The organism is Micromonospora sp. CPM1 (assembly GCF_023896895.1).
GTDB lineage: Bacteria > Actinomycetota > Actinomycetes > Mycobacteriales > Micromonosporaceae > Micromonospora > Micromonospora tulbaghiae.
This window is the reverse complement of sequence record NZ_JAMHIU010000010.1, coordinates 147571-170535: the sequence shown is the minus strand read 5'-3', so window position 1 is coordinate 170535 and position 22965 is coordinate 147571. Positions and strand designations below refer to the sequence as shown.

Below are 22965 nucleotides of genomic sequence, written 5' to 3'. Positions count from 1 at the left end.
GGCTCAATCCCCTCACCCGATCGGGCGAAAGCGCCGCAGCCGCAGGCTGTTGCCCACCACGAAGACCGACGAGAACGCCATCGCCGCCCCGGCGAGCATCGGGTTGAGCAGCCCGGCCGCCGCCAGCGGCAGCGCCGCGACGTTGTAGGCGAACGCCCAGAACAGGTTGCCCTTGATGATCGCCAGCGTCCGACGGGAGAGCCGGATGGCATCCGCCGCGACCATCAGGTCGCCCCGGACTAGCGTCAGGTCGGCGGCCTCGATGGCCGCGTCGGTGCCGGTGCCCATGGCCAGCCCGAGGTCGGCCCGGGCCAGCGCGGCGGCGTCGTTCACCCCGTCGCCGACCATGGCGACCACCCGGCCCTCGCGCTGGAGCCGCTCGACCACGTCGACCTTGTCGGCGGGCAGCACCTCCGCGATCACTTCGTCGATGCCGACCTCGGCCGCCACCGCCTTCGCCACAGTGGTGTTGTCGCCGGTGAGCAGCACCGGCTTCAGGCCCAGCTCACGCAGCCGGGCGACCGCCGCCCGGCTGGTCGGCTTCACCGCGTCGGCCACCGCGAGCACACCGCGGGCCCGCCCGTCCCAGCCGGCCAGGATCGCCGTGCGCCCGGCGGCCTCCGCGCCGGTCGCGGCCCGCACGACCTCCTCGGGTACGTCGAGACCCCGCTCCCGCAGCAGCCGGGCCCGGCCGACCACCACGGTCCGGCCGTCGACGGTGCCGGTCACGCCCAGCCCCTCGGCGTTGGCGAACTCGCCGACCGGCGGCAGCGCCCCGGCCTCGGCCGCAGCCTCGGCGACGGCCCGCGCGATCGGGTGCTCGGAGGCGGCCTCCAGCGCGCCGGCCACCCGGAGCAGCTCGGCGGCGTCCTCTCCGTCGGCCGGCAGCACCTCGGCCAGCGCCATCCGGCCGGTGGTGACGGTGCCGGTCTTGTCCAGCACCACTGTGTCGACCCGGCGGGTGGACTCCAGCACCTCCGGCCCCTTGATCAGCACACCGAGCTGCGCGCCGCGCCCGGTGCCGACGAGCAGCGCGGTCGGCGTGGCCAGGCCGAGCGCACACGGGCAGGCGATGATCAGTACGGCCACCGCGGCGGTGAACGCGGCGGTCGGCCCGGAGCCGGTGCCGAGCCACCAGCCGAGCGTGCCCGCGGCCAGCGCGATCACGATCGGCACGAACACGCCGGAGATCCGGTCGGCGAGCCGTTGCACCGCCGCCTTGCCGGTCTGCGCCTGCTCCACCAGCCGCGCCATCTGGGCGAGCTGGGTGTCGCCGCCGACCCGGGTGGCCCGGACCACCAGCCGGCCGCCGGCGTTCACCGTCGCGCCGACCACTGCGTCGCCGGGCCCCACCTCGACCGGCACCGACTCGCCGGTGAGCATGCTGGCGTCGACCGCCGACGTGCCCTCCTCGACCACGCCGTCGGTGGCGACCTTCTCGCCGGGCCGGACCACGAACCGGTCACCGACCGCGAGCCGGCCGACCGGGATCCGGGTCTCCTGCCCGTCGCGCAGCACCGCCACGTCCTTGGCGCCGAGTTCGAGCAGGGCGCGCAGCGCCGAACCGGCGGTGCGCTTGGAGCGGGCCTCGAAGTACCGCCCGGCCAGGATGAACACGGTCACCCCGGCGGCGGCCTCCAGGTAGATGTTGCCGGCGCCGTCGCCGCGGGTGATGGCGAAGCTGAACGCGTGCGTCATCCCGGGCATGCCGGCGGTGCCGAGGAACAGGGCCCAGAGCGACCAGCCGAACGCGGCCAGCGTGCCGAGCGAGACGAGCGTGTCCATGGTCGCGGCGCCGTGCCGCAGGTTGACCAGCGCGGCGCGGTGGAACGGCAGCCCGCCCCAGACCACCACCGGGGCGGCCAGCGTGAGCGAGGCCCACTGCCAGTAGTCGAACTGCCAGGCCGGAACCATGGCGAGCACGATCACCGGCAGGGTGAGCACGGCGGAGACCCAGAGCCGGGTACGCGCGGTGCGCAGCTCGTCCACCGGCTCCCCGGCCGTGGCGGCCTCCGCCTGCTCGGGCGGAGGCGGCACCACAGCGGTGTAGCCGGTCTTCTCGACGGTGGCGATCAGGTCGGCCGGCGCGATGTCGTCGGCGTACCGGACGGTGGCCTTCTCGGTGGCGTAGTTAACGGTCGCCTCGACGCCGTCCATCCGGTTGAGCTTCTTCTCGATCCGGGCGGCGCAGGACGCGCAGGTCATCCCGCCGATCGCCAGTTCGATCAGGTTCGGCGCGGTGGGCAGCGCCTTTCCCGTGGCAGTCATCGCGGCACCTCCGGCGCTCAACTGTGCCCGTGCCCCGGGGTGCCGTGTCCGGCGTCCGGGGTCGGTGCGGTGGTGGATGCCGGCGCGGCGGGCGCGGGCGCGGTCCGGTCGCCGGCCAGGACGGTGAACTCGGCGGTGTGCACCGCGTCGCCGTGCCGGAAGTCCAGGTAGAGACGGTACGCCCCGGCGGAGGGCACCTCGGCCGCGAACGTGATCGCCGGACCGGCGGGGGTGCGCCCGTCGCCGGGCGTCCCCTCTGGGTGCACGTGCAGGTACGCCAGGTCGCCCTGCCGCAGCGCCACCAGGTGCCCGTACGCGCCGAGGTAGGGCTGAAGGTCGGTGACCGGCCGCCCGTCGCGGCTGACGGAGAGCGTGAGCCGGCTGGTGCGGCCCGGCTCCGGCGTTCCGGTCAGCGTGACCGTGTAGCCGTCGACTGTGGTGCTGGTCACCGGTGCCGGCAGCGGCCGGGCGGTCAGCTCGCCGGGGACCGTGACGTCCAGGCCGAGGGTCAGCGGCTCGCCGCCTTCGGGGGTGAAGTCGGCGAAGGCCCGCCAGACGCCGGGGCCTCCGAGCGGCGAGGCGACCCGCCAGGTGCCGTCGCCGGTCATCTCCGGGTGGACGTGCCGGAACCCGGACAGGTCCCGTCGGGCGACGATCAGGTGCATGCGCTTGTCGTGGGCCACCTCGAAGCGGGTGACCGGCGCGCCGTCCGGGCCGGTGATCCGGAAGGCGAACTGCCCGGCCGGGGCGGTGGCGGGCTGGAACGTGTAGCCGCGTTCGGAGACGAGCAGCCCGCCGGGCAGGTGCGCGGAGGCGCCGCTCTCGTCACCGTGGCCGGTGTCGCCGGCCCCGTGGTCGCTGTCGCTGTCGTCGTGGCGGGTCTCGGCGGCCGGGGCGACGGGATCGGCCAGGTTGCCGATCCCGTACGCCGCGCCGAACACCGCCACGAGGCCGAGGGCGAAGCCGCTGAGCTTCGTCGCCGTGTTCATGGTGTCTCCTCGGTTTCTACGGGTCCGTCGGACCCGTCACGCACCGACGAGGTCGTAGCCGGCCTCGTCGACCGCCGCGCGGACCGCGTCCGCGTCCAGCGGGTTCTGACTGGTGACGGTGACCCGGCCGCTGGCCAGGTCGACCTGGACGTCGGTGACGCCGGGCAGTGCGCTCAGCTCGGTGCTCACCGAGTTGACGCAGTGCCCGCAGGTCATGCCGCTCACCTGGTAGGTGGTCTCCATGTCGCCCTCCGATCTGATACCCCCCAGGGGTACGTTCGGAACGTTAGCATACCCCCGAGGGGTACGCTATCCTCGGTTTCATGACCGCGCCGTCCAGCCCGACCCGGGGCTACACCGCCAGCAAGGACCAACTCCTCGCCCGGCTCCGCCGGATCGAGGGCCAGGTCCGTGGCATCGAGAAGATGGTCGAGGACGACCGATACTGCATCGACGTGCTGACCCAGATCTCGGCCATCCAGGCGGCGCTGGACAAGGTCGGCCTGGGCCTGCTCGACGGCCACGCCCGGCACTGCATGCACGAGGGCGCCGCCGAGGGCCGGGCCGACGAGATGGCCACCGAGATGATGGCCGCCGTCGGCCGCCTGATGAAGCGCGGCTGAGCGGGACCTCCGGCCCTCGGAGCGGGGCACATCGACCCGCGCCGACGCGTCGTGCCGGTCGTACCGTCGAAGTGGCGGGCAGGCCGGACCGGCGGACCCGCGGCGACGGACGGAGGGCGGCCCGATGATGTGGCAGAGCCCGATGATGGGCTGGATGTGGATCTGGTCCCTGCTGGTGCTCGCGGTGCTGGCGGGGCTCGTCTGGGCGGCCGTGCGGTGGACCGGCCCGCAGTACCTGGGCCCGACGACGGCCCGGCGCATCCTGGACGAGCGGTACGCCCGCGGCGAGATCGACGAGGACGAGTACCGGCGACGCCGGGCCGGCCTGGGCTGATCCGCGCGGAGCGCGCGTCACCGGTCACGGTGCCCGGAAGCGCCCGGCCGGGTTGCCTACCATGGCCGGGCGACGACCCGGACGTGGTCGACACGTCCACGCCGGCCGGGTGACCAGACCGGTCCGGCGGACCAGGCGTCGCCGCGACCGTTGGGAGAGACGCCATGGGTGCCGACCACACCCACCCCGCACCCGCCGCGCCGCCGGGCGTACGACGGCTGCTCGTCGCCGTCGTGGTGCCGCTGTTCGTGATCACCGTGATCGCAGCGCTGGTGCTCTGGCCCCGGCAGGACCGGGAGCCGGTCGGCGGCGCGGACGTCCCCCGCTACCACGGCACCGTGACCCGGGTGGTCACCGAACCCTGCCCGCCGACCCCGGAGTCCCCGGACGGCGCAGGTGGCCCCTGCGGCACGGTGACGGTGACCGTCGAGCAGGGCCCGGACGCGGGCCGGCAGGTCGAGACGCCGATCCCGGCCGGGCCGGGCGCACCCCGGGTCGCGGTCGGCGACGAGGTCGTCCTGGTCGAGCTGACCGACCCGGCCGACCCGGCGGTGAAGTCCTACAACATCGCCGAACACCAGCGCGGCACGCCACTGATCTGGCTGATGGTGCTCTTCGCCGCCGCGATCGTGGCGTTCGGCCGCTGGCGCGGTCTCGCCGCGCTCGGCGGCCTGGTGGCCAGCTTCGCCATCCTGCTCGGCTTCGTGCTGCCGGGCATCGGCGCCGGCCAGCCTCCGCTGCTGGTGGCGATCGTGGGCGCCGCGTTGATCATGTTCGTGGTGCTCTACCTGACCCACGGCATCACCGCCCAGACGTCGGTGGCGGTGCTCGGCACGCTCGGCAGCCTGGTGGTCACCGGCGTGCTCGGCCTGCTCGCCACGTCCGCCACCCACCTGACCGGATTCGGCAGCGAGGACGCCACCACGCTGTCCATGTTCCAGGGCGACGTGGACCTGCACGGGCTGCTGCTGGCCGGCATCATCATCGGCTCGCTGGGCGTCCTGGACGACGTCACGGTCACCCAGGCGGCCACCGTCACCGAACTGGCGCACGCCAACCCCGGGCTGTCCCGGCGGCAGCTCTACCGGGCCGCGACCCGGGTCGGCCGGGCCCACATCGCGTCCACCGTCAACACCATCGTGCTGGCGTACGCGGGCGCCTCGCTGCCGCTGCTGCTCCTGCTGGTCGCCGACTCCCGCCCGGTGAGCGAGATCCTCACGAGCGAGTTCCTCGCCCAGGAGATCGTCCGCAGCGCGGTGGCCACGCTCGGCCTGATCGCCGCCGTACCGCTGACGACCGGACTGGCCGCGGTAGTGACCACCGCCGGACGGCGCTCGCGCGGCGCGGAACCGGCGCCACCCGCGGCCCGGCCGCCGGCCGGACGGGACGACGCGCTGGAGGCGCTCGGCGGCGGGAAGAGTACGGAGGCCGCATGGTGACACTCCGCAGCGTGACCATCGATTTCAAACGCGACGCTGGTCACGGTGCGCCACGGCGAAATCTCGCTATTGGTCGGCTTCCGGACGTAGATCCTCAGGAGTGCTGTCAGGTAACCTCGCTGCCGGTCACCGCCGAAGGCGCGCACCGGCGCCAGCGGTGCCGCCGCCCAATCGCCCGCGGGCGAGCCGGGGAACCAGGTACATGGGGTGAATCCGCGACAGCGGTAGGGGCCACTTCCGTCCCGAACCCGTCAGCTAACCCGGTCGGCGGCCGACGGAAGGGAACACTGTGACGGCACCCCTGCGCCGCTGGCTGACACCCGTGGTGGCCGTGCTGACCTCGCTGGCCGTGCTGGCCGGGCCGGCCCCGGCGACCGCGGCCCCCACCGCGGCGGCCCCCGGCACCCCCTCGGGACACGAGGAGGACGGCGAACCGCCGCTCATCACCGAGGCGATCGACGCCGCCAACCGGAACTTCCTCCAGGCCAAGGCGAAGCTCGCCAAGTCGCAGGACCGCCAGCGGCGGCTGGCGGCCGAGGTGAAGACGGCACAGGCCGAACTCGACGCGCTCAGCCCGCAGGTCAACCAGCTCGCCGCCCAGTCCTACCGGACCGGCCGGATGGGCGCGATGGCGATGCTGCTGGAGAGCAACTCGCCCGACTCGTTCGTCCGCCGGGTCAACGCCCTGGACGAGCTGAACCTCCTCAACGCGCAGCGCCTGGCCGCCATCAACGCGGTCAAGACCCGCGCCGAGCAGGCCAAGATCGCGCTCGACGCCGAGGTGCGCGAGCAGGAGAAGCAGAAGAACGCGATGGAGCGCGAGAAGGTGCAGGCCGAGCGCGCGCTGAAGCTCGTCGGCGGTCTCGGCTTCACCGGCGGCCTGGTCTCCGCCACCTCACCGGTCGCCAAGATCGCCCCCGGCCGCACGGCCGACGGCGGCTGGAAGGCCGAGTCGTGCAGCGAGGACGACCCGACCACGTCGGGCTGCGTCACTCCGCGCACGCTGCACGCGTACAAGGAGGTCCGCCGCGCGGGCTTCAAGCGCTTCGTGGGCTGCTACCGGCCCGGCGGGCCGTGGGAGCACCCCAAGGGCAAGGCGTGCGACTGGTCGCTCCAGAACAGCGGGTTCGCGCCCTGGCACAACAACGACACCCGCCGGTACGGCAACGAGGTCGCCGCGTTCCTCATCCGCAACGCCGACCGGCTGGGCATCTACTACGTCATCTGGAACCGGCAGATCTGGTTCCCGGCCACCGGCTGGAGTTCGTACAGCGGACCGTCGAACCACACCGACCACGTCCACATGTCGCTGCTCTGACCCGGACACGGTGAAAGGGGCCGCCCTCGGGCGGCCCCTTTTCGTCTTCCCGACGGCTCAGCCGGCCAGCGCCGGGTCGGCGGGCGCCGCCGGAGCGGGCAGCGGGGCCGGGGACTGCGCCACGGTCCGCACCTCGCCGCCGGCGAGCCGGTACGACATGCCCACCACCGTGCACCGCCCGGCCGCCACCCGCTCGGCCAGCACGGCGGAGCGGGCCAGCAGCGTCTCGACGGTCTGCGCGATGTGCACGTCGATGATGCCGTCGAGGTCGTCGACGCCCTGGCGGGAGGCGCGCAGCAGGCTGGGCGAGACCGCGTCCACCACCGCGCCCAGGTGCCCGACCAGGGCGGAACCGGTCCGGAACCCCTCCCGGGCGGCCTGGACCGCGCCGCACGAGTCGTGCCCGAGCACCACCACGAGCGGCGTGCCGAGCACGGTGACCGCGTACTCGACGCTGCCGAGCACCTCCGGCCCGGCGGTGTGCCCGGCCGTACGCACCACGAAGAGGTCACCGAGACCGCGGTCGAAGATGATCTCGGCGGCGAGCCGTGAGTCGGAGCAGCCGACGATCACCGCGAAGGGATGCTGGCCGCCGGCGACAGCCGCGCGGTGCCCGGCGTCCTGATTCGGATGCTGCGGGGCACCGGTGACGAACCGGTGGTTACCGGCACGCAGTTCGGTCAGTGCCTGCTCCGGGGTGCTCGGCGTCATGTCCCTCACCTCGTCTACCTGGGGAACTACCGGGCCGAACGGCCTCGCGACCCACGGTCACACGCACCTCGGGGCCCGTCAAGATTCGTGATACGCATTTCATACTTTCCCGCTGCCACCCGCCCCGGCCCGCGCCGATTCGGCCGGTGGCGGCGGTGGCCATAGCATGACCACCATGGCGACCACACCAGTTGAGGACGGGAGCCGCCGTAACTGGACCTTCCTCACCAACCACGGCCACGTGCTGCTCGCGATCGCGCGCAACCCCACCGCCCGGCTGCGCGACGTGGCCGACGAGGTGGGTGTGACCGAACGGGCGGCCCAGGCCATCGTCGCCGACCTGGAGGCCGGGGGTTACCTGCGGCGTACGCGGGTGGGACGGCGCAACGAGTACACGATCAACCCGAAGGGCCGCTTCCGGCACCCGGCCGAGGCCGACCAGCAGGTCGGCGCCCTGCTGGCCCTCTTCGCCGCCGAGCCGGCCGGGGACGCCACCGCCGACAGGTGACCCGGACCGGCACCACGAGTGCCCGCACGGGCGGGCGCGGCGGGTAATCTCACCGCGTGCGCGACAGCTTGCGGCCGGGCGCGACCACGGGACGCGTCCGGGCCGGACACCGGATCAGGTCCGTCCTCTCCGGAGCGACGGTCACCGCCCTGCTCGGCGGCGCGCTGGCGGTGCCCGCGCCCGCGCAGGCCGCCCCGAAGTGCGGCCCGGCCGGCGGCCCCGCACCCACCGAGGTGCCGTGGGCGCTGAGCCGCCTCGACCCGGCCGCCGCGTGGCGGATCGGCAAGGGCGCGGGAACCACCGTGGCGGTGATCGACTCCGGGGTCTCGCCGGCCCACCCCCTGCTGCGCGGGCGGGTGCTGCCGGGTGAGGACTTCAACCAGCTCGTCCGCCTGAAGGGGCAGTGCGACCTGGTCGGCCACGGCACCATGGTCGCGGGCATCATCGCCGGCCGGGAGGGCACCGGCTCGCCGTACACCGGCATCGCGCCGGAGGCGAAGATCCTGCCGCTGCGGGTGCTGGCCGAGAACAAGGAGAACTTCGACCCGGACGTGCCGGCCGAGATCGGCAAGGCGATCCGCTGGGCCGTCGACCACGACGCCGACGTGATCAACCTGTCCCTGGTCACGCTGGACGACCCGGCGCTGAAGTCCGCGGTGCAGTACGCGCTCGCCAAGGACGTGGTGGTCGTCGCCTCCGCCGGCAACCGGCAGGAGAACCGGGAGGACCGGCCGGCCTACCCGGCGGCGTACGACGGTGTCGTGGCCGTCGCCGGAATCGACGAGCAGGGCGGGCACGTCGGCAGCTCGGTCAGCGGGGACTATGTGGACATCGCCGGGCCCGGCCTGAACATCGTCGGGCCCGCGCCGCAGGGATCGGGATACCGGGCCGAGCCGCAGGGCGGGACGAGCTTCGCCACCGCGTACGTCTCCGGGGTGGCCGCGCTGGTGCGGGCCGCACACCCGGACATCAGCGCCGACGAGGTCGCCTACCGGCTGACCCGTACCGCCGACAACCCGCCCGACGGGCACAACGCCGAGGTCGGCTTCGGGATGGTCAACCCGTACCGGGCGGTCACCAGCCTGCTGGGCACCCGGAGCGATCCGCCGCTGGGCGCGATGCCGCCACCGGCGCCGCCCACCGATCCGCTGGCCTGGCAGCGCACCGTCGCGATCTGGGTGGCCGTCGTCGGCGCGCTGCTGGCCGGCGTCCTGCTGACGCTGCGCCCCATCGTGGTACGCGGACGCCGGCGCGGGTGGCGGCCCGGCCGGCGCGACGTCCCGCAGGACGCCTGACAAGCACGACGGCTCCGCCCGGCGCGAGCCGGAGCGGAGCCGTCGTGGACCGGTCGGGGGTCAGTTGCCCCAGACCTTGGAGTTGCTCATCTCCGTGGTCATGTAGTTCTCACGCGCGATGCCCACGGCGCCGCCGATCTCGTTCAGGACCTTGTTGATGTCCCGCACGGCGGCGTCCCACTGGGCCTGGTGCTGCTGGTAGGCGGCCCGGTCCTGGCCCTCCCACTCGAGCTTGGTCAGCATCGCCCGCAGCGTGTCCAGCTTCTCGTCGATGGTCCGCGAGATGGCCTGCATCTGCTGGTTGCTGCTCTCCAGAACAGCGTAATCAACCTTGATGCTCATCGATTCCTCCTCTGCCTGTCTTCGCGGATCACGGGTTGAGAGCAGCGTGGAACTTGTCCAGCATCTGCTGCTGCTCTTCGTCGTTGACCTGGTGCGTGGTGCCCGACTTGTCGAGCAGATCCGCGATGTTGTCCATCGCGGTCAGCAGCTTCGTGGTGTCCTCGTTCCAGCGAGTCATCAGGCTCTGGAAGCCCGTGGACGCCTGGCCCTTCCAGGCCATCGCCAGGTCGTCGACCACGTTCCACAGCTTCTTGAGCTCGCCGTCGACATCGCTGCGCGTGGACCGCACGTCACTCGCGGCGGTGTGCAGAGTCGCTGCACTGACCTCGAACGCCATGCTTCACACCCTTCCGTCATCTTGTGGCGGCGGTTCCGCCGCGCCCTCCCCCGCGGCAAGGCGTACACACCCCACCGACGGACACTTCATCCGAACCGTAGCGGACGATGTCCAACCCGCGCAGCCCTGCCTGTCCCATCGTCGTATTCCGACAGCCCCGAACCGACAACGCGATCCGGCACTCTCCGTACGAGTTGGACGGTCCCCGCTGAGGTCAGGATCGTTCGCGTGAGGATTTGACGATCATCGACACGCCGAAGACCAGCACCGCGACCAGCAGCACCACCACGGCCCACAGCATCGGCTTCTCGAACGCGCGCTGGAACGACAGCACCAGAAGCGCCGCGCAGGTGCTCAGCGACACCACCTCGGCGGCCCGCCGCAGCCGCGCCGAGCGGGTCAGCGCGGCGAACAGCATCAGGACCACGAAGACCGGGATGGTCAGCAGGACGTACAGCAGCAGCGAGAAGAGCAGGGTGTCCATGCGTCGCTCCCGTCACCCGTAGAACTTGGCGTCCCGCACCCAGTCGATCTTGATGTCCTTGATGTCCGGGTCCGAGCCGGTCGGCGCCCAGCCCGGGCGGGAGTCAGCGGTGAAGGTGAACCGGTTGTCCGTGTGGAAGGCGGCCAGCAGCGCGTGCAGCAGCGCGCTGATCTCGCCGAAGACCAGGACCAGCACGGCGGCGGTGGCGGTCAGACCGACGATGCCGATGGCCTGAGCCAGTGCGGTGGTGGCGGGGAAGAACTGGAGCGCGATCGAGGCGATCACCGCGACCAGGATCGGCATGAGCGCCTGGGCCAGCCCGGAGATCGCGTCGTTGTACGCGTCCCGGGCGGCGGTGAGCGTGTCCCGGTTGGCGGCGAACGCCTCGGCCAGCGAGTTGATCTCCGCCCCGAGCTTGCGGAGGAACAGGTCGAACGCGTCGCGGTCGTCGAAGTCCCACTCCGCCGCGTCCGGCGGAACCGCGGCCATGGCCGCGCCGAACTGGTCCGCGCCGAGCAGGCGGGCCGCCTCGTCCCACTTCTTGATCGACTCGTTGACCTGCTGGTTGTCGAACGACTCCAGGTAGAGGATCGTGCCGATCAGCGCCGCCGAGGCGACGATCCAGACCACGTTGCCCTTGGCGATGGCCGCCGCCGACCGGACCGGAGCCGTGGTCTCGGCGACCGTCACGGTGCCGGTCACCGTCCCCGAGGCGTTGGCGATGAGGATCTCCGGAGGCATCAGGTGTCCTTCCCGTGGCGGACCCGGCCGGTCACTTGACCACCCAGGGCTGATCCGACCTCTCCCAGTTCTTCGCACTCTGTTCGAGCTGCGCGGCGGCCTTGCGCAGATGCTCCACGCCGGTGCGGATGTTGTCCAGGTGCCCGTCCACAGCCGCGTTGTGCCGCTCCACCGCGCCGGTGCCGAACCAGCTCAGCGCGCCGCCGGGCAGCTTGACCTCGCCCAGCAACGTCTCGACGTTGCGGAGGTATTGAATCGGGCCGTCCGGGGCGTCGAGCATCCTGCCCGCCTTCCGGATCGCGTCGACGTCGACGGTGTTCGGCATCGCCGGCCTTCCTCTCGTTCAGCGCCGCAGGTTGCGGGTCGGGTCGGACACGTCCACCCCGAACTGACGGAACCAGTCCTCCGGGGTCAGCGTGCCGTCCTGCGCCCGGCGGACCATCTCGGAGTCGCCGAGCATCTCGCTCAGCATCTCGCGCTGGCGCTCCTCGAAGGCCGCGTAGGCGGCGTCGATCGCCGCCTGCATCGCCTCGGCCAGGGAGAAGCTGTCCAGCCGCATCGCCCGCGCGTTGAGCTCGATGTCGCCGACCTTCATGTCACCGTCCACGGTCACCCGCACCAGCCCGTCCGGGCTCTCCCCGGTGACCCGCAGTTCGGCGCGCTGCCGCTGGAGATCGGCCAGCCGGCGCTGCTGTTCCTGCGCCTGCCGCAGCAGGCCCTCCATGGCCGCACCGAAACCCGACGGGCTGCTCACCTGCGCGCCCCTCTCCACTCGCGACGATCGATCGCGCCGACGCTACCGGACCGGGCCGCCCGGCGTCCGTCCCGTCAGGCCGGTTCCGTCCACGCGGTCTGGATCAGCTGCTGGCCGTCGCGGCGGCGGACGAGCGTGCCCCGGCCCGGCGGCTGCGGGGTCGGCCGAAGGTTGCCGAAGACGGCACCCTCCTCCCGGCTGCCGGACATCAGCAGGCCCGGCGAGTCCAGCTCACGCAGGCGTTGCAGCACCGGCTCGTACAGCGCCCGGGCCACACCGCCGACCCGGCGCGTGATGATCAGGTGCAGGCCGATGTCCCGCGCCTGCGGCAGCAGCTCGTGCAGCGCGCTCAGCGGGTTGCTGCCGCCGGAGGCGACCAGGTCGTAGTCGTCCACCAGGACGTACAGGTCCGGGCCCTTCCACCAGCTCCGGTCGCGAAGCTGCGCGGTGGTCACGTCCGGGCCGGGCAGCCGGTTCTGCAACGCGCTGCGGATCGAGCCGAGCCCCTGGCTGAACACCTGGTTCGACGGCGCGTAGTCGAGCAGGTGGTCACCCTCGACCGCGCCCAGCAGACCGCGCCGGTAGTCGGCGATGACCAGCCGCGCCTGGGCCGGGGTGTACCGCTCGGCGATCCCCCGGGCGATCAGCCGCAGCAGGTTGGTCTTGCCGCACTCGGCGTCGCCGAACACGGTCAGGTGCGGCTCGCCGGCCAGGTCCAGGTAGACCGGGGCGAGCGCCGACTCGTTCACGCCGATCGGGATGCCCGGGGCGGACCGGTCGATGACCTTCGCCAGCTCGGTGACCGTCAGCTTGCGCGGCAGCAGCCGGACCTTCGGCGCCGGCGGCCCCGGCCAGTTCGCCGCGACGTGACCCGCGAGCGCCACCGACGCCTCGGTCAGGTCCTCGATGTCGCGCTTGCCGTCGATCCGCGAGATCGCGGTCAGGAAGTGCAACTTGTCCCGGGTCAGGCCGCGGCCGGGCGCGCCCACCGGCACGTTCTGTGCCGCCCGCCGGTCGATCTCCGACTCCGACGGGTCACCCAGCCGCAGCTCCAGCTTGGTGCCGAGCAGATCCCGCATGTTGATCCGGATCTCCGCCCACCGCACCGCCGTGATCACCACATGGACGCCGAAGCCGAGACCCCGGTTCGCCAGGTTCGTGATCGTCTGCTCCAGCTCCTCGTACTCCTGGCGCAGCGTGTTCCAGCCGTCCACCACGAGGAAGACGTCACCGAACGGGTCGTCGGCGAACTCACCGGCCGCCCGGCGGCGCCGGTAGCTCGCCACCGAGTCGATGCCGTGCTGGGTGAACCGGTTCTCCCGCTCGTCGATCACGGCGACCACCTCGGCCACCGTCCGCCGGACCGCCTCCACGTCCCGCCGGCCCGCGACACCCGAGGTGTGCGGCAGCCCGTCCAGGCTGCGCAGCGCGCCGCCGCCGAAGTCGAGGCAGAAGAACTGCACCTCGCGCGGCGTGTGGGTCAGCGCCAGCGAGGCCAGCATCGAGCGCAGCATGGTGCTCTTGCCGCTCAGCGACGCCCCGACGATCACCACGTTGCCGCCGGCCCCGGCCAGGTCGACCATCATCGGGTCGCGGCGCTGCTCGTACGGCCGGTCCACGATGCCGACCGGCACGGCGAGCCGGCCGCGGCCCGGCCAGTCGGCGGTGGTCAGGCCGAACGTCGGGTGCACGCTCAGCTTGGGCAGCAGCTCGGCCAGCCCGGACGGCTCGGCCAGCGGCGGCAACCAGACCTGGTGCGCCGGCTTGCCCCGGCCCTTGAGCTGGTCGATCAGCACGTCCAGCATCGCCACGGCCTTGCCGTCGCCGCTCTGCTCCGGCTCCGGGGCCGCCTCGGCGGGGCTCGGCTGGGCCGGCACCGGCACGTAGTCGATGCCGTACGGGACGATCCGGCGCTGCACCTGCGCCCGGGTGGAGCGCTGCACCTGCCCCGGCGCCCGGTACGGGCCGGACACGTACGCGGCGCGGAACCGCAGCATGGTCGCGGTGTCGGTCTTCAGGTAGCCGTGACCCGGCGCGCTGGGCAGCTCGTACGCGTCCGGCACGCCGAGCACGATCCGGCTCTCCACCGCCGAGAACGTGCGCAGACCGATCCGGTACGACAGGTGCGTGTCCAGGCCGCGCAGCTTGCCCTCCTCCAGCCGCTGCGAGGCGAGCAGCAGGTGCACGCCGAGCGACCGGCCGAGGCGGCCGATCATCACGAACAGGTCGATGAAGTCCGGCTTGGCGGCCAGCAGCTCGGAGAACTCGTCACAGATGATCAGCAGGCTGGGCATCGGCTCCAGCGGCTCACCGGCGGCCCGCGCCTTCTCGTAGTCGTACCGGGAGACGTAGTTGCCCGCCGCCCGCAGCACCTCCTGCCGGCGGTTCATCTCACCGGCCAGCGCGTCCCGCATGCGGTCGACCAGCGGCAGCTCGTCGGAGAGGTTGGTGATCACCGCACTGGTGTGCGGCAACGCGTCCAGCGAGGCGAAGGTGGCGCCGCCCTTGAAGTCGACGAGGACGAAGTTCAGCTCCTCCGACGAGTGCGTCACCGCGAGCGCCGCGACCACCGTACGCAGCAGCTCGCTCTTGCCGGAACCGGTCGCGCCGATCACCAGGCCGTGCGGGCCCATGCCCTCGTGCGCGGACTCCTTGAAGTCCAGCTCCACCACGTTGCCGTCCGGTCCCAGGCCGAGCGGGATGCGCAGCCGGTCGCGGTGGCTGCGCGGACGCCAGGTCTGCCGGGTGTCCACTGTGGCGGCGTCGCCGACGCCGAGCAGGTCGGGCAGCTCCATGCTGCGGGCCAGCGGCTCCTCGGTGCTGGCGCCCTGCTGCTGGGAGAGCCGGAACGGGGCGATCTGCCGGGCCAGCCCCTCGGCCGCGCTCAGGGACAGCCGGTCCGGCCGGCCGAGCCGCGAGGTGGCGGTGCCGCGGACCAGGTCGAGCCCGGTGCCGTCCCCGGCGTCCAGGCAGAGCAGCCAGCGCCCGGCGTCGCGCGGGACCGCGCCGGACAGGTCGAACACGGTCGTGCCGAGCAGGCCCGGGCCGGTCAGCGCGCACGTCGCCGAGACCTCGCCGCCGTCCAGCACCACCACCACGTGCGGCGCGGTGGTCAGCGGCTTCGCCTCCGGCGCGAACCGGGGCCGACCGCCCAGATCCTGGGCCAGCGCGGTCTCCGCCTCGTCCAGCGCGGCGAACACCATCCGGCGCGCGCCCGCCGCGTCCGTACGCCCCGGGTGCTGGGCGTGCGGCAGCCACTTCACCCAGTCCCAGGCCGCCTGCCGGTCCGGCGCGGCCACCACGACCACCAGGAGGTCCTCCGGGGCGTGGAACGTGACGAGCTGGCCCAGCGCGGCCCGGGTCAGGTCGAGCACCGGCTCCCGGTCGCCGCGCAACGCGATCCGGCTGAACGCGCGCAGCGACAGCGCGGTCGGCAGGTCCGGCACGCTGGAGTGGGCCCGGACGAACCGGCGCAGCGCGATCGCGCTCATCGGTTCCAGGTCCTCCACCGGCTTGGTCTCCGGCGGCACGATCTCCACCGCCAGCCGCTGCGGGCCGAGCGCGATCCGCACCTCGCCGAAGTCGTCCTCGGTGATCCGCCGCTCCCAGAGCCGGCGGGAGGCGGCGATCGACCAGAGCGCGTCCGGCTCCGGGTGCCGCCAGGTCATCGCGGCGCGCTGCTGCTCGGCCGCCCGCCGGGTGCGCTTGCGCATCTGCGCGAGATAGCGCATGTAGTCGCGCCGCTGCGCGTTCAGCTCGGCCTTGTCGTTGCCGCCGTTGCCGAGCGTGCCGATCGCCATGCCCAACATGGACACACCGAACAGGCCACCCGCGACGTACGTCATCATGCCGCCGCCACGGCCGGCGTAGAGGAACGCCATCGCGCCGACGCCGCAGAGCATCGGCAGGATCATCAGGACCTGGCCCATGCCCTTGGCCTGCGGCTCCGGCAGCTCGGGCGGGGATTCCAGCAGCACCTCGCCGCGCGGCAGCGCGGGCCCCGGTTGACGCGGAAGTCGGCGGAACACCACCGTACTCACGGCTCTCCCCTCCCCAGAAGTGGCCCTGATCGTGGTCTACCACCGCCGGTGAGCGTCGGGTGGGCAACCTGTGCGACAGCCATCGTAGGTAATCTCCCGGTGGCGTCGTGGACCCGTGGGGGGCGACGCCGACGGCCCAGCGGATCGTATGCGAGCACGAGGAGGCCACTGTGGCGACGAAGACGGCGACCGGTGGGCTGAGCCGGATCACCATCGTGGCGCCGCGTACCAGGATGGATCTGGCGCTGCCGTCCGACGTGCCGCTCGCCGATCTGCTTCCCACGCTGCTGCGGTACGCGGGCGAGGACCTGGCCGACGAGGGCGTACGGCACGGCGGCTGGGCACTGTCCCGGCTCGGCGGTCAGCCGCTCGACGGCGGCCGGACCGCCGCGCAGCTCGGCGTACGCGACGGCGAGGTGCTCTACTTCAACCCGCGAGCCGCGACCGCCCCCGAGATCGTCTTCGACGACGTGGTGGACGCGGTCGCCACCTCCACCACCCAGCGGGCGGGCGCCTGGCAGGTCGGCACCACGCGGACGTTCGCGATCCTGCTGGCCGCCTCGGCGCTCGCCGCGGGCGCGGTGGCGACGCTGCTCACCGGCCCGCCGCAGCTACCCGGCGCGGCCGCCGCGTTCGTGGTCGCGGTGGCGCTGCTGGTCGGCGCCGCGGTGCTGTCCCGCGCCGCCGGCGACAGCCGCACCGGCGCGGTGCTGGCCCTGGTCGGGATCGGTTACGCGGGCGTCGGCGGCCTGCTGGTGCTGGCCGGGGACCGGACGCTCGGCGAGCTGGCCAGTCCGCACGTCCTGCTCGCCGGCACCGCCGTGGTGGTCTTCGGCGCGGTCGCCGCGCTCGCCGTCGGCGACCGCCTGCCGCTGTTCCTCGGCGCGGTGGGCGTGGGTGCGGCGGTCGGCCTCGGCGCGGTGCTCAGCCTGGCCTTCGACATCGGCGCGGCGGCCTCGGCGGCGGTGGTCGCGACGGTCGCGTTCGGCGCGCTGCCCGCGCTGCCGATGCTCGCCTACCGCCTGGCCCGGCTGCCGGTGCCGTCCATCCCCACCGGCCCGGACGACCTCAAGACCGACACCGAGTCGGTGGACGGGCCGTCGGTGCTGCGCAACAGCGAGCGCGCCGACGCGTTCCTCACCGGCCTGCTCTGGACCGTCTCGCTGCTGGTGCTCGGCGGCGAGGTGGTGCTGGCCGGGAACGGCCGGCTCCCGGCGGTCCTGCTCTGCCTGGTGCTGGCGCTGCTGTCGCTGCTGCGGGCACGCCCGTTCCTGAGCCGCGCCCAGCGCACGCCGGTGCTGCTGTCCGGCACCGTCGGCCTGGGGCTGGTCGCCGCCGCCACGTTCGCCGCCGGCTCGCTGGCGACACGCCTCGGGCTGATCCTGGGCGGCCTGGCCGTGCTGGCCGTGATCAGCCTGGTCTACGGCCTGACCGTGGCCGGCAAGCGGATCTCCCCGGTCTGGGGCCGGACCCTGGACATCGTCGAGATCCTGCTGATCATCGCGCTGGTGCCGCTGGCCGTCTGGGTGTGCGGCGCGTACGGCTGGATCGTCAACCTTCGACCGTGACGGTCCCCATCGCGGTGCCGACCGGCGCGGTGGCGTAGACGCCGGGGCCGTGCTGGCCGTCCAGCGGGCGGGCCGGCACGCCCGCGCGCCGGGCCATCTCCCGGACCGCCTTCACCAGCGCCTCGGCGTGCCCGTCCATGGCTGCCACCCGCAGCAGCGGCGGCACCTGCCGGCCGCCCGGGAGCACCACCGCGGCGACCGTGTGCGAGGGCGCCGAGGTGGCGGTGACGGCGTCCACCAGCGCGCCGAGCGAGCCGTTGGGGCGTACCCGCAGGGCCAGGCAGCGCTGCGTCCAGCCGCCTCCGCGCAGGCTGGTCCACGTCTCCACCGGGGACTCCGGCGCCAGGTCGAGCCCGGCTCCGGACACCACCGCCGCGTGCAGCTCGTTCCGGTCGAGCACCCGGTGACCGAGGCCGGCGGCGTTGAGCGCCTTGCCGAGCCGGCCCACCCCGGCCGCCACCGTGCGGTGCACGCCGCGCAGACCGCCGCCACGGCTCACCGCCTCGGCCCGCGCGTCGGACACCGACAGGCGCAGCGCCACCCACACGGTCCGGTACGCCGACGGCGGCGCGCCGGGCGCCGGGTACCAGACCAGGGTGTGCGAGACGACCTGGGTCTGGGTGACCGGGCCGGAGAAGTCGGCGAGCACCGCCAGGGCGCGGTCCACCACGGCCGCCTCGATCGAGCCGGCGGGCGCGCCGGGACGGCCGGTCAGCGCCAGCGCGGCGAACCAGCCCCGGTCGTCCTGCCCGATGCCGAGCCGGGTGCCGCGCTCGGTCAGCTCCACCACCGTCAGCTCCGGGGCGAGCGCGGCCAGCCTCGGGTCACCACCGGGCGCCGCGCCCCGGGCCCGGTCGCGGCGCCGGCGCAGCCGGCGACGGAGCATCAGATCCTCGTACCACCAGCGGCCGCCGCGGCGCGCGAACGCCGCGACCACCGCCAGCAGCGCCAGGACCGCCACCACCCCGAGCAGCCACGCCGGGCCGGCGGTGGCGAACCAGACCGCGAGCGCGGCGCACTCCACCACCACGAGCTGCCCGACCACGACCGGGCCGAGCCGTCCCCGGCGGCGCTTGTCGGCGGGGGTGACCGGCCGGTCCGGCGGTACGGCGGGAACGGTGGCGGTACGACCGGGTGGCGCCTGGAGCTGCGTCATCGGTGTGCGTCCCTTCTGGACATCCTGGGCATCCGCCGGGCGGGTGCGGTCGTTCGGGCGGCGGACGGGGTCCGGCGCACCCCCGACGGCCCCTTATCGTAGGGAAGCCCGCGGCGCCGTTCGGTCCTGTCGCCGTGGACCCACCCCCGCCGGAGGTTAGTCATGCGGACCCGCCGCGATCAGGTGCAGGCGTACCGCTTCGTCACCCGCCGCATCGTCTCGGCGCTGCTCTCCGGTGATCCGGAGACCAACGACCTGCCGATGCGCCGCCTCGGCATGGCGGTGTTCGGCAGCGTCATCGCGGCGGCCGTGGTGCTCGGCGGCGTGGGCGCGTACGGGCAGCTCACCAGCAACTCCGCGCCGCTGGAGCCGAACACGCTGGTGATCGAGCGGGAGACCGGCGCGACGTACTACTTCGGCGAGGACAAGGTGCTGCGCCCGACGCTCAACTACGCCTCGGCGCGGCTGATCGTCAACGACGCCGCGGCGCAGCCGCGCACCATGTCCCAGGCGTCGATCAAGGACCGTCCACGCGGGCGGCTGGTCGGCATCGTGGGCGCCCCGGACGACCTGCCGGACCGCAAGTCGCTGGTCGGGCTCCCCTGGTCGGTGTGCGACGTGCCGGATCCGAACGACCCGCAGCGCTCCACCACGCACCTGGTGATCGACCGCGCGCTGCCCGGCGGCACGGCGCTCACCGACCGGGCCGTGGTGGTGCGGACCAGCGACGCCCGCTACCTGCTCACTGGCGGTTCCCGGCTGCGGGTCGCCGGTGACGAGCAGGCGCTGGTGGCGTTGAAGATGGCCGGCGCGACGAACCTGACCGTCGGGCAGCAACTGCTGAACGCGGTGCCGGTCGGGCCGGTGCTGCGCAAGCCGACGATCGCCGGGGACGGCAGCGCCAGCGGGCTGACGGTGGCCGACCGGCCGGCCCGGATCGGCCAGGTCTACCAGGCCGCCGGCCAGTACTACGTGCTCACCCGGCAGGGGCTGGCGACCGTCCGCGAGGTGACCGCGCTGCTGCTGCTCGGCGGCGGCGGCGAGGTGACGCAGATCACTCCGGACGAGGCGGGCCGGCTCCTCACCGACCAGCGCCTGGACGCGGACGGCCTGCCGGCCCGGCTGCCGACGCTGCACGAGGTCCGTCCGGGACGGACGGTGCTCTGCGCCACCTACCGGCCCGGCCCGGCCGGTCAGCCGCCGGCCACCACGCTGGAGGTCTTCGACTCCCCGCCGGCCGAGCTGACCTCGGCGACCGCGATGCCGGCCCGGCAGGGCGCCCGGGACGCGGTACGCACCGCCGAGAGCGTGCTGCTGCCCGGCGGCAAGGGCGTGCTGGTGCAGGCCACGGCCGGGGAGAGCGGCAAGGCGGCGGCCGGCTCGACGGTCTACCTGATCACCGCCCAGGGCATCCGCTATCCGCTCGGCACCGCCGGGGGCGACGCGAAGAGCGCGCTCGGGTACGGCGACGTGACGCCGCTCGCCGTACCCGCCTCGCTGCTGGCGCTGGTGCCGACCGGTCCGACGCTGTCCCGCGAGGACGCGATGACCTACTTCGATGCGTCGACGCCACCGGGGGCCACCGCGACGCCCTCGGCCGGTGGCGCGGCGGCGCAGGTCCAGGGCGGTTGACCGGCCCCGGGCCGATCCGAAGTGGAGGATCTCCGTCACGGGTCGCCCGGGTTGGCCCGCTTCGACTAACCTGAGTACGGCGAACGGTTATCGACGATGACTACGGGGATGCAGCCATGACGGGGCGCACGACAGTAGACGTACTGTCCTTGGAGGACTTTCACCAGCGGCTCGAGCGGCGCCTGAACGAGGCGGAGTCGGTGTTGCGCAAGCTCAACACCCAGATGCAGTGCCGCCCGCCGGCGCTCGGCACGTTCACCGACGCGACCGACAACGCACGTCGCTACTCCGAGACCCACCAGAGCTACGTCAACCACGTCGACCGGCTGCGCCGGGCGATCCTGGCCGCCCGCGAGGCGACCCACAAGATCATGACGAACTACAAGACCGCCGAGGCCCGCAACGCCGCCGCCGCGGCCGACATCGCCGCCGCCCTCTCCGGGCTGAACGAGGCGATGAAGCAGCCGAAGGAGGACCCGCGTGTCTGAGTACACCCGGCGCTACGAGCACGTCAGTCACGAAGAGCTCTACCAGGGCGTCAACGCCGGCGACCCGAAGCAGATCGAGGCGCTCAGCGCCCAGTGGACCTCCCTGAAGGGCACGCTCGACGATCTCGGCCGCGACCTGACCGCCGACCTGGAGGCGCTGGCGAAGACCTGGACCGGCGACGCCGCGCGCGAGTTCCACCGCCGGCTGGACATGGTCGTCCGCTACTCCGGCAACCTCGCCGAGGGCATGACGGGTATCCGACAGGGCCTCGACATGATGTCCAGCGAGCTGCGGGCCGCCCAGTCCAAGGCGGAGAGCCCGGAGAAGACCGACGACAACGACAAGCTGCTCTCCGGCGCCGGCAAGGGCTTCCTGATCGGTGGCGCCCCCGGCGCGGTGATCGGCGGGATCGTCGGCCACCAGCAGGACAAGGCCGAGCAGGAGAAGGCGCACCAGCGGATGGTGCAGGTCGTGGCGAAGCTCGCCGAGGGCTACGACTTCTCGGCGTACGGCCGGATCGTCGTACCCGACCCGCCGGAGACCGAGCTGCCCGGCCACACCGGCAACGGTGACCCGACGCTGCAGAACGGGCCGTCGGTGAAGACGCCGTCGTCCGGCCCGAGCCTGGGCAGCTTCGGCCCGGGCGCGAGCGCCACCGCCACCACGTCGGGCGTGCACCACACGGCCCCGACCGGCGGCACGCCGGGCGAGGGCACGCCGGGTGCGGGCACCCCTGGTGGTCAGCCCGGCGCCGGTGCTCCGGGTTCGGTGCCGGTCGGCGGCACCGTCGACCCGGGCGGCACCTCGCTCGCCGGCGCCGCTCCGCTGACCAGCACCGTCGGCGGTCCGACGATCGGCGGCGGCCCGGGCTTCGGTCCCGGCGGCGCCGGCCCGACGACGATGACCGCAGGTGGAGGCGGTGGTGCCCTCTACGGCGCCCCCGGCGTCCTGAGCACCGGCTCGCTCGCGGGCACCGGCGCCAACTCGGCGTCGGCGGCTCGTCTCGGCGGCATGCCCGGCGCCGACAACCGCTCCGCCGCCGGCACGGGCCGGCTCACCTCCGGTCGCGGCCTCGTGGTCGACGCCGGGAGCAAGTCCGCCGAGCGCACCGGCGGCGCCACCGGTCGGCCCGCGATGGCCGGCCGCGGCGGCGTGCTGGGCGGGCGCGGCGGCCACGGCGACGACGAGTCCGACGGCCGGCTGACCTGGCTCACCGAGGACGAGATGGTCTGGGGCGACGGTGACGCCGCCCCGCCGCCGGTGCTCGGCGGCAACTGACCCCGGCATCCACGAGACGGCGCGGCACCCCGGCAGGGGCGCCGCGCCGTCGCGCGTCGGGCCCCGCGTGGGCCTCCGTCCACACCGACCCGTGGGGTGGCTCACGTAAACCGCAAGATCCTTGAGCTGCGAGATCCTCCGCCGACCGATAGGTTGAAACGGTGCTGCCCGTAGCGTTCGCCCCGTCCACCTGGACGGCGACGCTGCGCCGAATCGCCCGCACGGCCGTGGCCGGCCTGGTGCTGATCGTCGGCCTCCAGGGCATCGCCGCCGCACCCGCCCACGCCGACGCGGCCTCGCACGCCACCGTCGCCTCGCACGCCGTCGCCACCGAGCACGTCGGGGCGATCAAGCACGTCGGGGCGATCAAGCACGTCACCGCCGTCGGGCACGCCGCGACGCGGCAGGCGGTCACGACCGGCGCCGCACGTTCCGCCGAACTCACGGCGACCGACGCCCCGACCGCCGCGCTGCGGACCACCGGTCCCGGCACCGGCCCGGCCGTCACCGAAGCGCCTTCCGCCGACTCCGCCGGGCCCGTTCCCGGCGTCGAGGTGGTCGCCGCCGCCGACCCCGGCCGGGCGGACATCGCCCGTCGCGGTCCGCCACGCGCCTGACCGGGCGCCTTCCGGTACGCCCCGGCGCGGTCCCACGGGCCG

23 protein-coding genes and 1 riboswitch are annotated in these 22965 nt (G+C 73.7%); of the genes, 11 read left to right on the top strand and 12 right to left on the bottom strand.

Translation table 11 applies throughout. The annotated features are described in order from the left end of the window. Positions 1–12: 12 nt before the first annotated feature. From M8C11_RS14805 to M8C11_RS14795, 3 genes are read right to left on the bottom strand one after another with little or no spacing between them, the layout of a single operon-like run. Positions 13–2268 (bottom strand): cation-translocating P-type ATPase, encoded by a 2256-nt coding sequence (locus tag M8C11_RS14805; RefSeq protein WP_252449942.1) that lies wholly within the window; start codon positions 2266–2268, stop codon positions 13–15. Positions 2269–2285: 17 nt separating this feature from the next. After that, the gene (locus M8C11_RS14800) at positions 2286–3257 is read right to left on the bottom strand and encodes a DUF748 domain-containing protein (RefSeq protein ID WP_252449941.1); all 972 of its coding nucleotides are present in this window, start codon (positions 3255–3257) and stop codon (positions 2286–2288) included. A gap of 36 nt (positions 3258–3293) precedes the next feature. Further along, complete coding sequence (locus M8C11_RS14795) at positions 3294–3500, bottom strand: heavy-metal-associated domain-containing protein (RefSeq protein ID WP_120571952.1); 207 nt, start codon at positions 3498–3500, stop codon at positions 3294–3296. 80 nt (positions 3501–3580) lie between these two features. On the opposite strand from M8C11_RS14795, the gene M8C11_RS14790 reads away from it, so the two are divergent. The 4 genes from M8C11_RS14790 to M8C11_RS14775 all read left to right on the top strand — a co-directional run bounded on the left by M8C11_RS14790 (position 3581) and on the right by M8C11_RS14775 (position 6971). Then, positions 3581–3880: a metal-sensitive transcriptional regulator gene (locus tag M8C11_RS14790; RefSeq protein WP_013283780.1), complete on the top strand. Its 300-nt coding sequence runs from the start codon at positions 3581–3583 to the stop codon at positions 3878–3880. Positions 3881–4004: 124 nt separating this feature from the next. After that, on the top strand, positions 4005–4214 hold the full coding sequence (locus tag M8C11_RS14785) for an SHOCT domain-containing protein (RefSeq protein ID WP_121684421.1): 210 nt from the start codon (positions 4005–4007) through the stop codon (positions 4212–4214). A 164-nt stretch (positions 4215–4378) separates the two neighbouring features. Continuing rightward, positions 4379–5653, top strand: coding sequence for a YibE/F family protein (locus M8C11_RS14780; RefSeq protein ID WP_252449940.1), 1275 nt, complete (start codon positions 4379–4381; stop codon positions 5651–5653). A 154-nt stretch (positions 5654–5807) separates the two neighbouring features. Beyond that, positions 5808–5939, top strand: a riboswitch (cyclic di-AMP (ydaO/yuaA leader). A gap of 3 nt (positions 5940–5942) precedes the next feature. Continuing rightward, a complete protein-coding gene (locus M8C11_RS14775) occupies positions 5943–6971 on the top strand; it encodes a hypothetical protein (protein ID WP_121684419.1) in 1029 nt (342 codons plus the stop codon). A gap of 57 nt (positions 6972–7028) precedes the next feature. On the opposite strand, the gene M8C11_RS14770 is transcribed toward M8C11_RS14775, so the two are convergent. After that, complete coding sequence (locus M8C11_RS14770; protein WP_252449939.1) at positions 7029–7682, bottom strand: carbonic anhydrase; 654 nt, start codon at positions 7680–7682, stop codon at positions 7029–7031. A 166-nt stretch (positions 7683–7848) separates the two neighbouring features. Here M8C11_RS14770 and M8C11_RS14765 point away from each other — a divergent pair, with 166 nt between their 5' ends. Next, on the top strand, positions 7849–8190 hold the full coding sequence (locus M8C11_RS14765) for a helix-turn-helix domain-containing protein (RefSeq protein WP_120571957.1): 342 nt from the start codon (positions 7849–7851) through the stop codon (positions 8188–8190). A 56-nt stretch (positions 8191–8246) separates the two neighbouring features. Further along, the gene (gene mycP, locus M8C11_RS14760; protein WP_233585693.1) at positions 8247–9485 is read left to right on the top strand and encodes a type VII secretion-associated serine protease mycosin; all 1239 of its coding nucleotides are present in this window, start codon (positions 8247–8249) and stop codon (positions 9483–9485) included. A gap of 60 nt (positions 9486–9545) precedes the next feature. Here mycP and M8C11_RS14755 read toward each other — a convergent pair whose 3' ends face one another. The 7 genes from M8C11_RS14755 to eccCa form a co-directional block, all read right to left on the bottom strand. Beyond that, the gene (locus tag M8C11_RS14755) at positions 9546–9827 is read right to left on the bottom strand and encodes a WXG100 family type VII secretion target (protein WP_013283773.1); all 282 of its coding nucleotides are present in this window, start codon (positions 9825–9827) and stop codon (positions 9546–9548) included. Between the two features lie 28 nt (positions 9828–9855). Beyond that, entirely contained in the window at positions 9856–10164 is a 309-nt protein-coding gene (locus M8C11_RS14750) for a WXG100 family type VII secretion target (protein WP_013283772.1), read from the bottom strand. Positions 10165–10378: 214 nt separating this feature from the next. Beyond that, positions 10379–10648, bottom strand: coding sequence for a hypothetical protein (locus M8C11_RS14745; protein WP_252449938.1), 270 nt, complete (start codon positions 10646–10648; stop codon positions 10379–10381). Positions 10649–10660: 12 nt separating this feature from the next. Further along, positions 10661–11389, bottom strand: coding sequence for a hypothetical protein (locus tag M8C11_RS14740; RefSeq protein ID WP_121684416.1), 729 nt, complete (start codon positions 11387–11389; stop codon positions 10661–10663). Between the two features lie 31 nt (positions 11390–11420). Next, the gene (locus tag M8C11_RS14735) at positions 11421–11714 is read right to left on the bottom strand and encodes a hypothetical protein (RefSeq protein WP_252449937.1); all 294 of its coding nucleotides are present in this window, start codon (positions 11712–11714) and stop codon (positions 11421–11423) included. Between the two features lie 18 nt (positions 11715–11732). After that, on the bottom strand, positions 11733–12143 hold the full coding sequence (locus tag M8C11_RS14730) for a YbaB/EbfC family nucleoid-associated protein (protein WP_252449936.1): 411 nt from the start codon (positions 12141–12143) through the stop codon (positions 11733–11735). 74 nt (positions 12144–12217) lie between these two features. Then, complete coding sequence (gene eccCa, locus M8C11_RS14725) at positions 12218–16183, bottom strand: type VII secretion protein EccCa (RefSeq protein ID WP_252449935.1); 3966 nt, start codon at positions 16181–16183, stop codon at positions 12218–12220. A 170-nt stretch (positions 16184–16353) separates the two neighbouring features. Here eccCa and eccD point away from each other — a divergent pair, with 170 nt between their 5' ends. Then, positions 16354–17751, top strand: a complete 1398-nt coding sequence (eccD, locus tag M8C11_RS14720) for a type VII secretion integral membrane protein EccD (RefSeq protein WP_252449934.1) — start codon at positions 16354–16356, stop codon at positions 17749–17751. Here eccD and M8C11_RS14715 read toward each other — a convergent pair. Then, a complete protein-coding gene (locus tag M8C11_RS14715) occupies positions 17735–18907 on the bottom strand; it encodes a type VII secretion protein EccE (protein ID WP_120571964.1) in 1173 nt (390 codons plus the stop codon). The genes eccD and M8C11_RS14715 overlap by 17 nt on opposite strands. A 162-nt stretch (positions 18908–19069) precedes the next feature. On the opposite strand from M8C11_RS14715, the gene eccB reads away from it, so the two are divergent. The 4 genes from eccB to M8C11_RS14695 all read left to right on the top strand — a co-directional run bounded on the left by eccB (position 19070) and on the right by M8C11_RS14695 (position 22923). Further along, on the top strand, positions 19070–20539 hold the full coding sequence (gene eccB / locus M8C11_RS14710) for a type VII secretion protein EccB (protein WP_121684412.1): 1470 nt from the start codon (positions 19070–19072) through the stop codon (positions 20537–20539). 149 nt (positions 20540–20688) lie between these two features. Continuing rightward, positions 20689–21027, top strand: a complete 339-nt coding sequence (locus M8C11_RS14705; protein ID WP_233585692.1) for a hypothetical protein — start codon at positions 20689–20691, stop codon at positions 21025–21027. After that, on the top strand, positions 21020–22306 hold the full coding sequence (locus M8C11_RS14700) for a WXG100 family type VII secretion target (RefSeq protein ID WP_252449933.1): 1287 nt from the start codon (positions 21020–21022) through the stop codon (positions 22304–22306). The genes M8C11_RS14705 and M8C11_RS14700 overlap by 8 nt, the downstream gene beginning before the upstream one ends. A 161-nt stretch (positions 22307–22467) precedes the next feature. Next, positions 22468–22923, top strand: coding sequence for a hypothetical protein (locus tag M8C11_RS14695; RefSeq protein ID WP_252449932.1), 456 nt, complete (start codon positions 22468–22470; stop codon positions 22921–22923). The last annotated feature ends 42 nt before the right edge of the window (positions 22924–22965 follow it).

Bases quoted from the DNA above. Each gene is read 5' to 3' on its own strand.
- M8C11_RS14800 (WP_252449941.1), bottom strand. From the start codon at position 3,257: ATGAACACGGCGACGAAGCTCAGCGGCTTCGCCCTCGGCCTCGTGGCG.
- M8C11_RS14785 (WP_121684421.1), top strand. From the start codon at position 4,005: ATGATGTGGCAGAGCCCGATGATGGGCTGGATGTGGATCTGGTCCCTG.
- M8C11_RS14790 (WP_013283780.1), top strand. From the start codon at position 3,581: ATGACCGCGCCGTCCAGCCCGACCCGGGGCTACACCGCCAGCAAGGAC.
- eccB (WP_121684412.1), top strand. From the start codon at position 19,070: ATGCGGACCCGCCGCGATCAGGTGCAGGCGTACCGCTTCGTCACCCGC.
- M8C11_RS14770 (WP_252449939.1), bottom strand. From the start codon at position 7,682: ATGACGCCGAGCACCCCGGAGCAGGCACTGACCGAACTGCGTGCCGGT.
- M8C11_RS14795 (WP_120571952.1), bottom strand. From the start codon at position 3,500: ATGGAGACCACCTACCAGGTGAGCGGCATGACCTGCGGGCACTGCGTC.
- M8C11_RS14750 (WP_013283772.1), bottom strand. From the start codon at position 10,164: ATGGCGTTCGAGGTCAGTGCAGCGACTCTGCACACCGCCGCGAGTGAC.
- M8C11_RS14765 (WP_120571957.1), top strand. From the start codon at position 7,849: ATGACCACCATGGCGACCACACCAGTTGAGGACGGGAGCCGCCGTAAC.
- M8C11_RS14715 (WP_120571964.1), bottom strand. From the start codon at position 18,907: ATGACGCAGCTCCAGGCGCCACCCGGTCGTACCGCCACCGTTCCCGCC.
- M8C11_RS14740 (WP_121684416.1), bottom strand. From the start codon at position 11,389: ATGCCTCCGGAGATCCTCATCGCCAACGCCTCGGGGACGGTGACCGGC.
- M8C11_RS14755 (WP_013283773.1), bottom strand. From the start codon at position 9,827: ATGAGCATCAAGGTTGATTACGCTGTTCTGGAGAGCAGCAACCAGCAG.
- M8C11_RS14780 (WP_252449940.1), top strand. From the start codon at position 4,379: ATGGGTGCCGACCACACCCACCCCGCACCCGCCGCGCCGCCGGGCGTA.
- M8C11_RS14745 (WP_252449938.1), bottom strand. From the start codon at position 10,648: ATGGACACCCTGCTCTTCTCGCTGCTGCTGTACGTCCTGCTGACCATC.
- M8C11_RS14735 (WP_252449937.1), bottom strand. From the start codon at position 11,714: ATGCCGAACACCGTCGACGTCGACGCGATCCGGAAGGCGGGCAGGATG.
- M8C11_RS14805 (WP_252449942.1), bottom strand. From the start codon at position 2,268: ATGACTGCCACGGGAAAGGCGCTGCCCACCGCGCCGAACCTGATCGAA.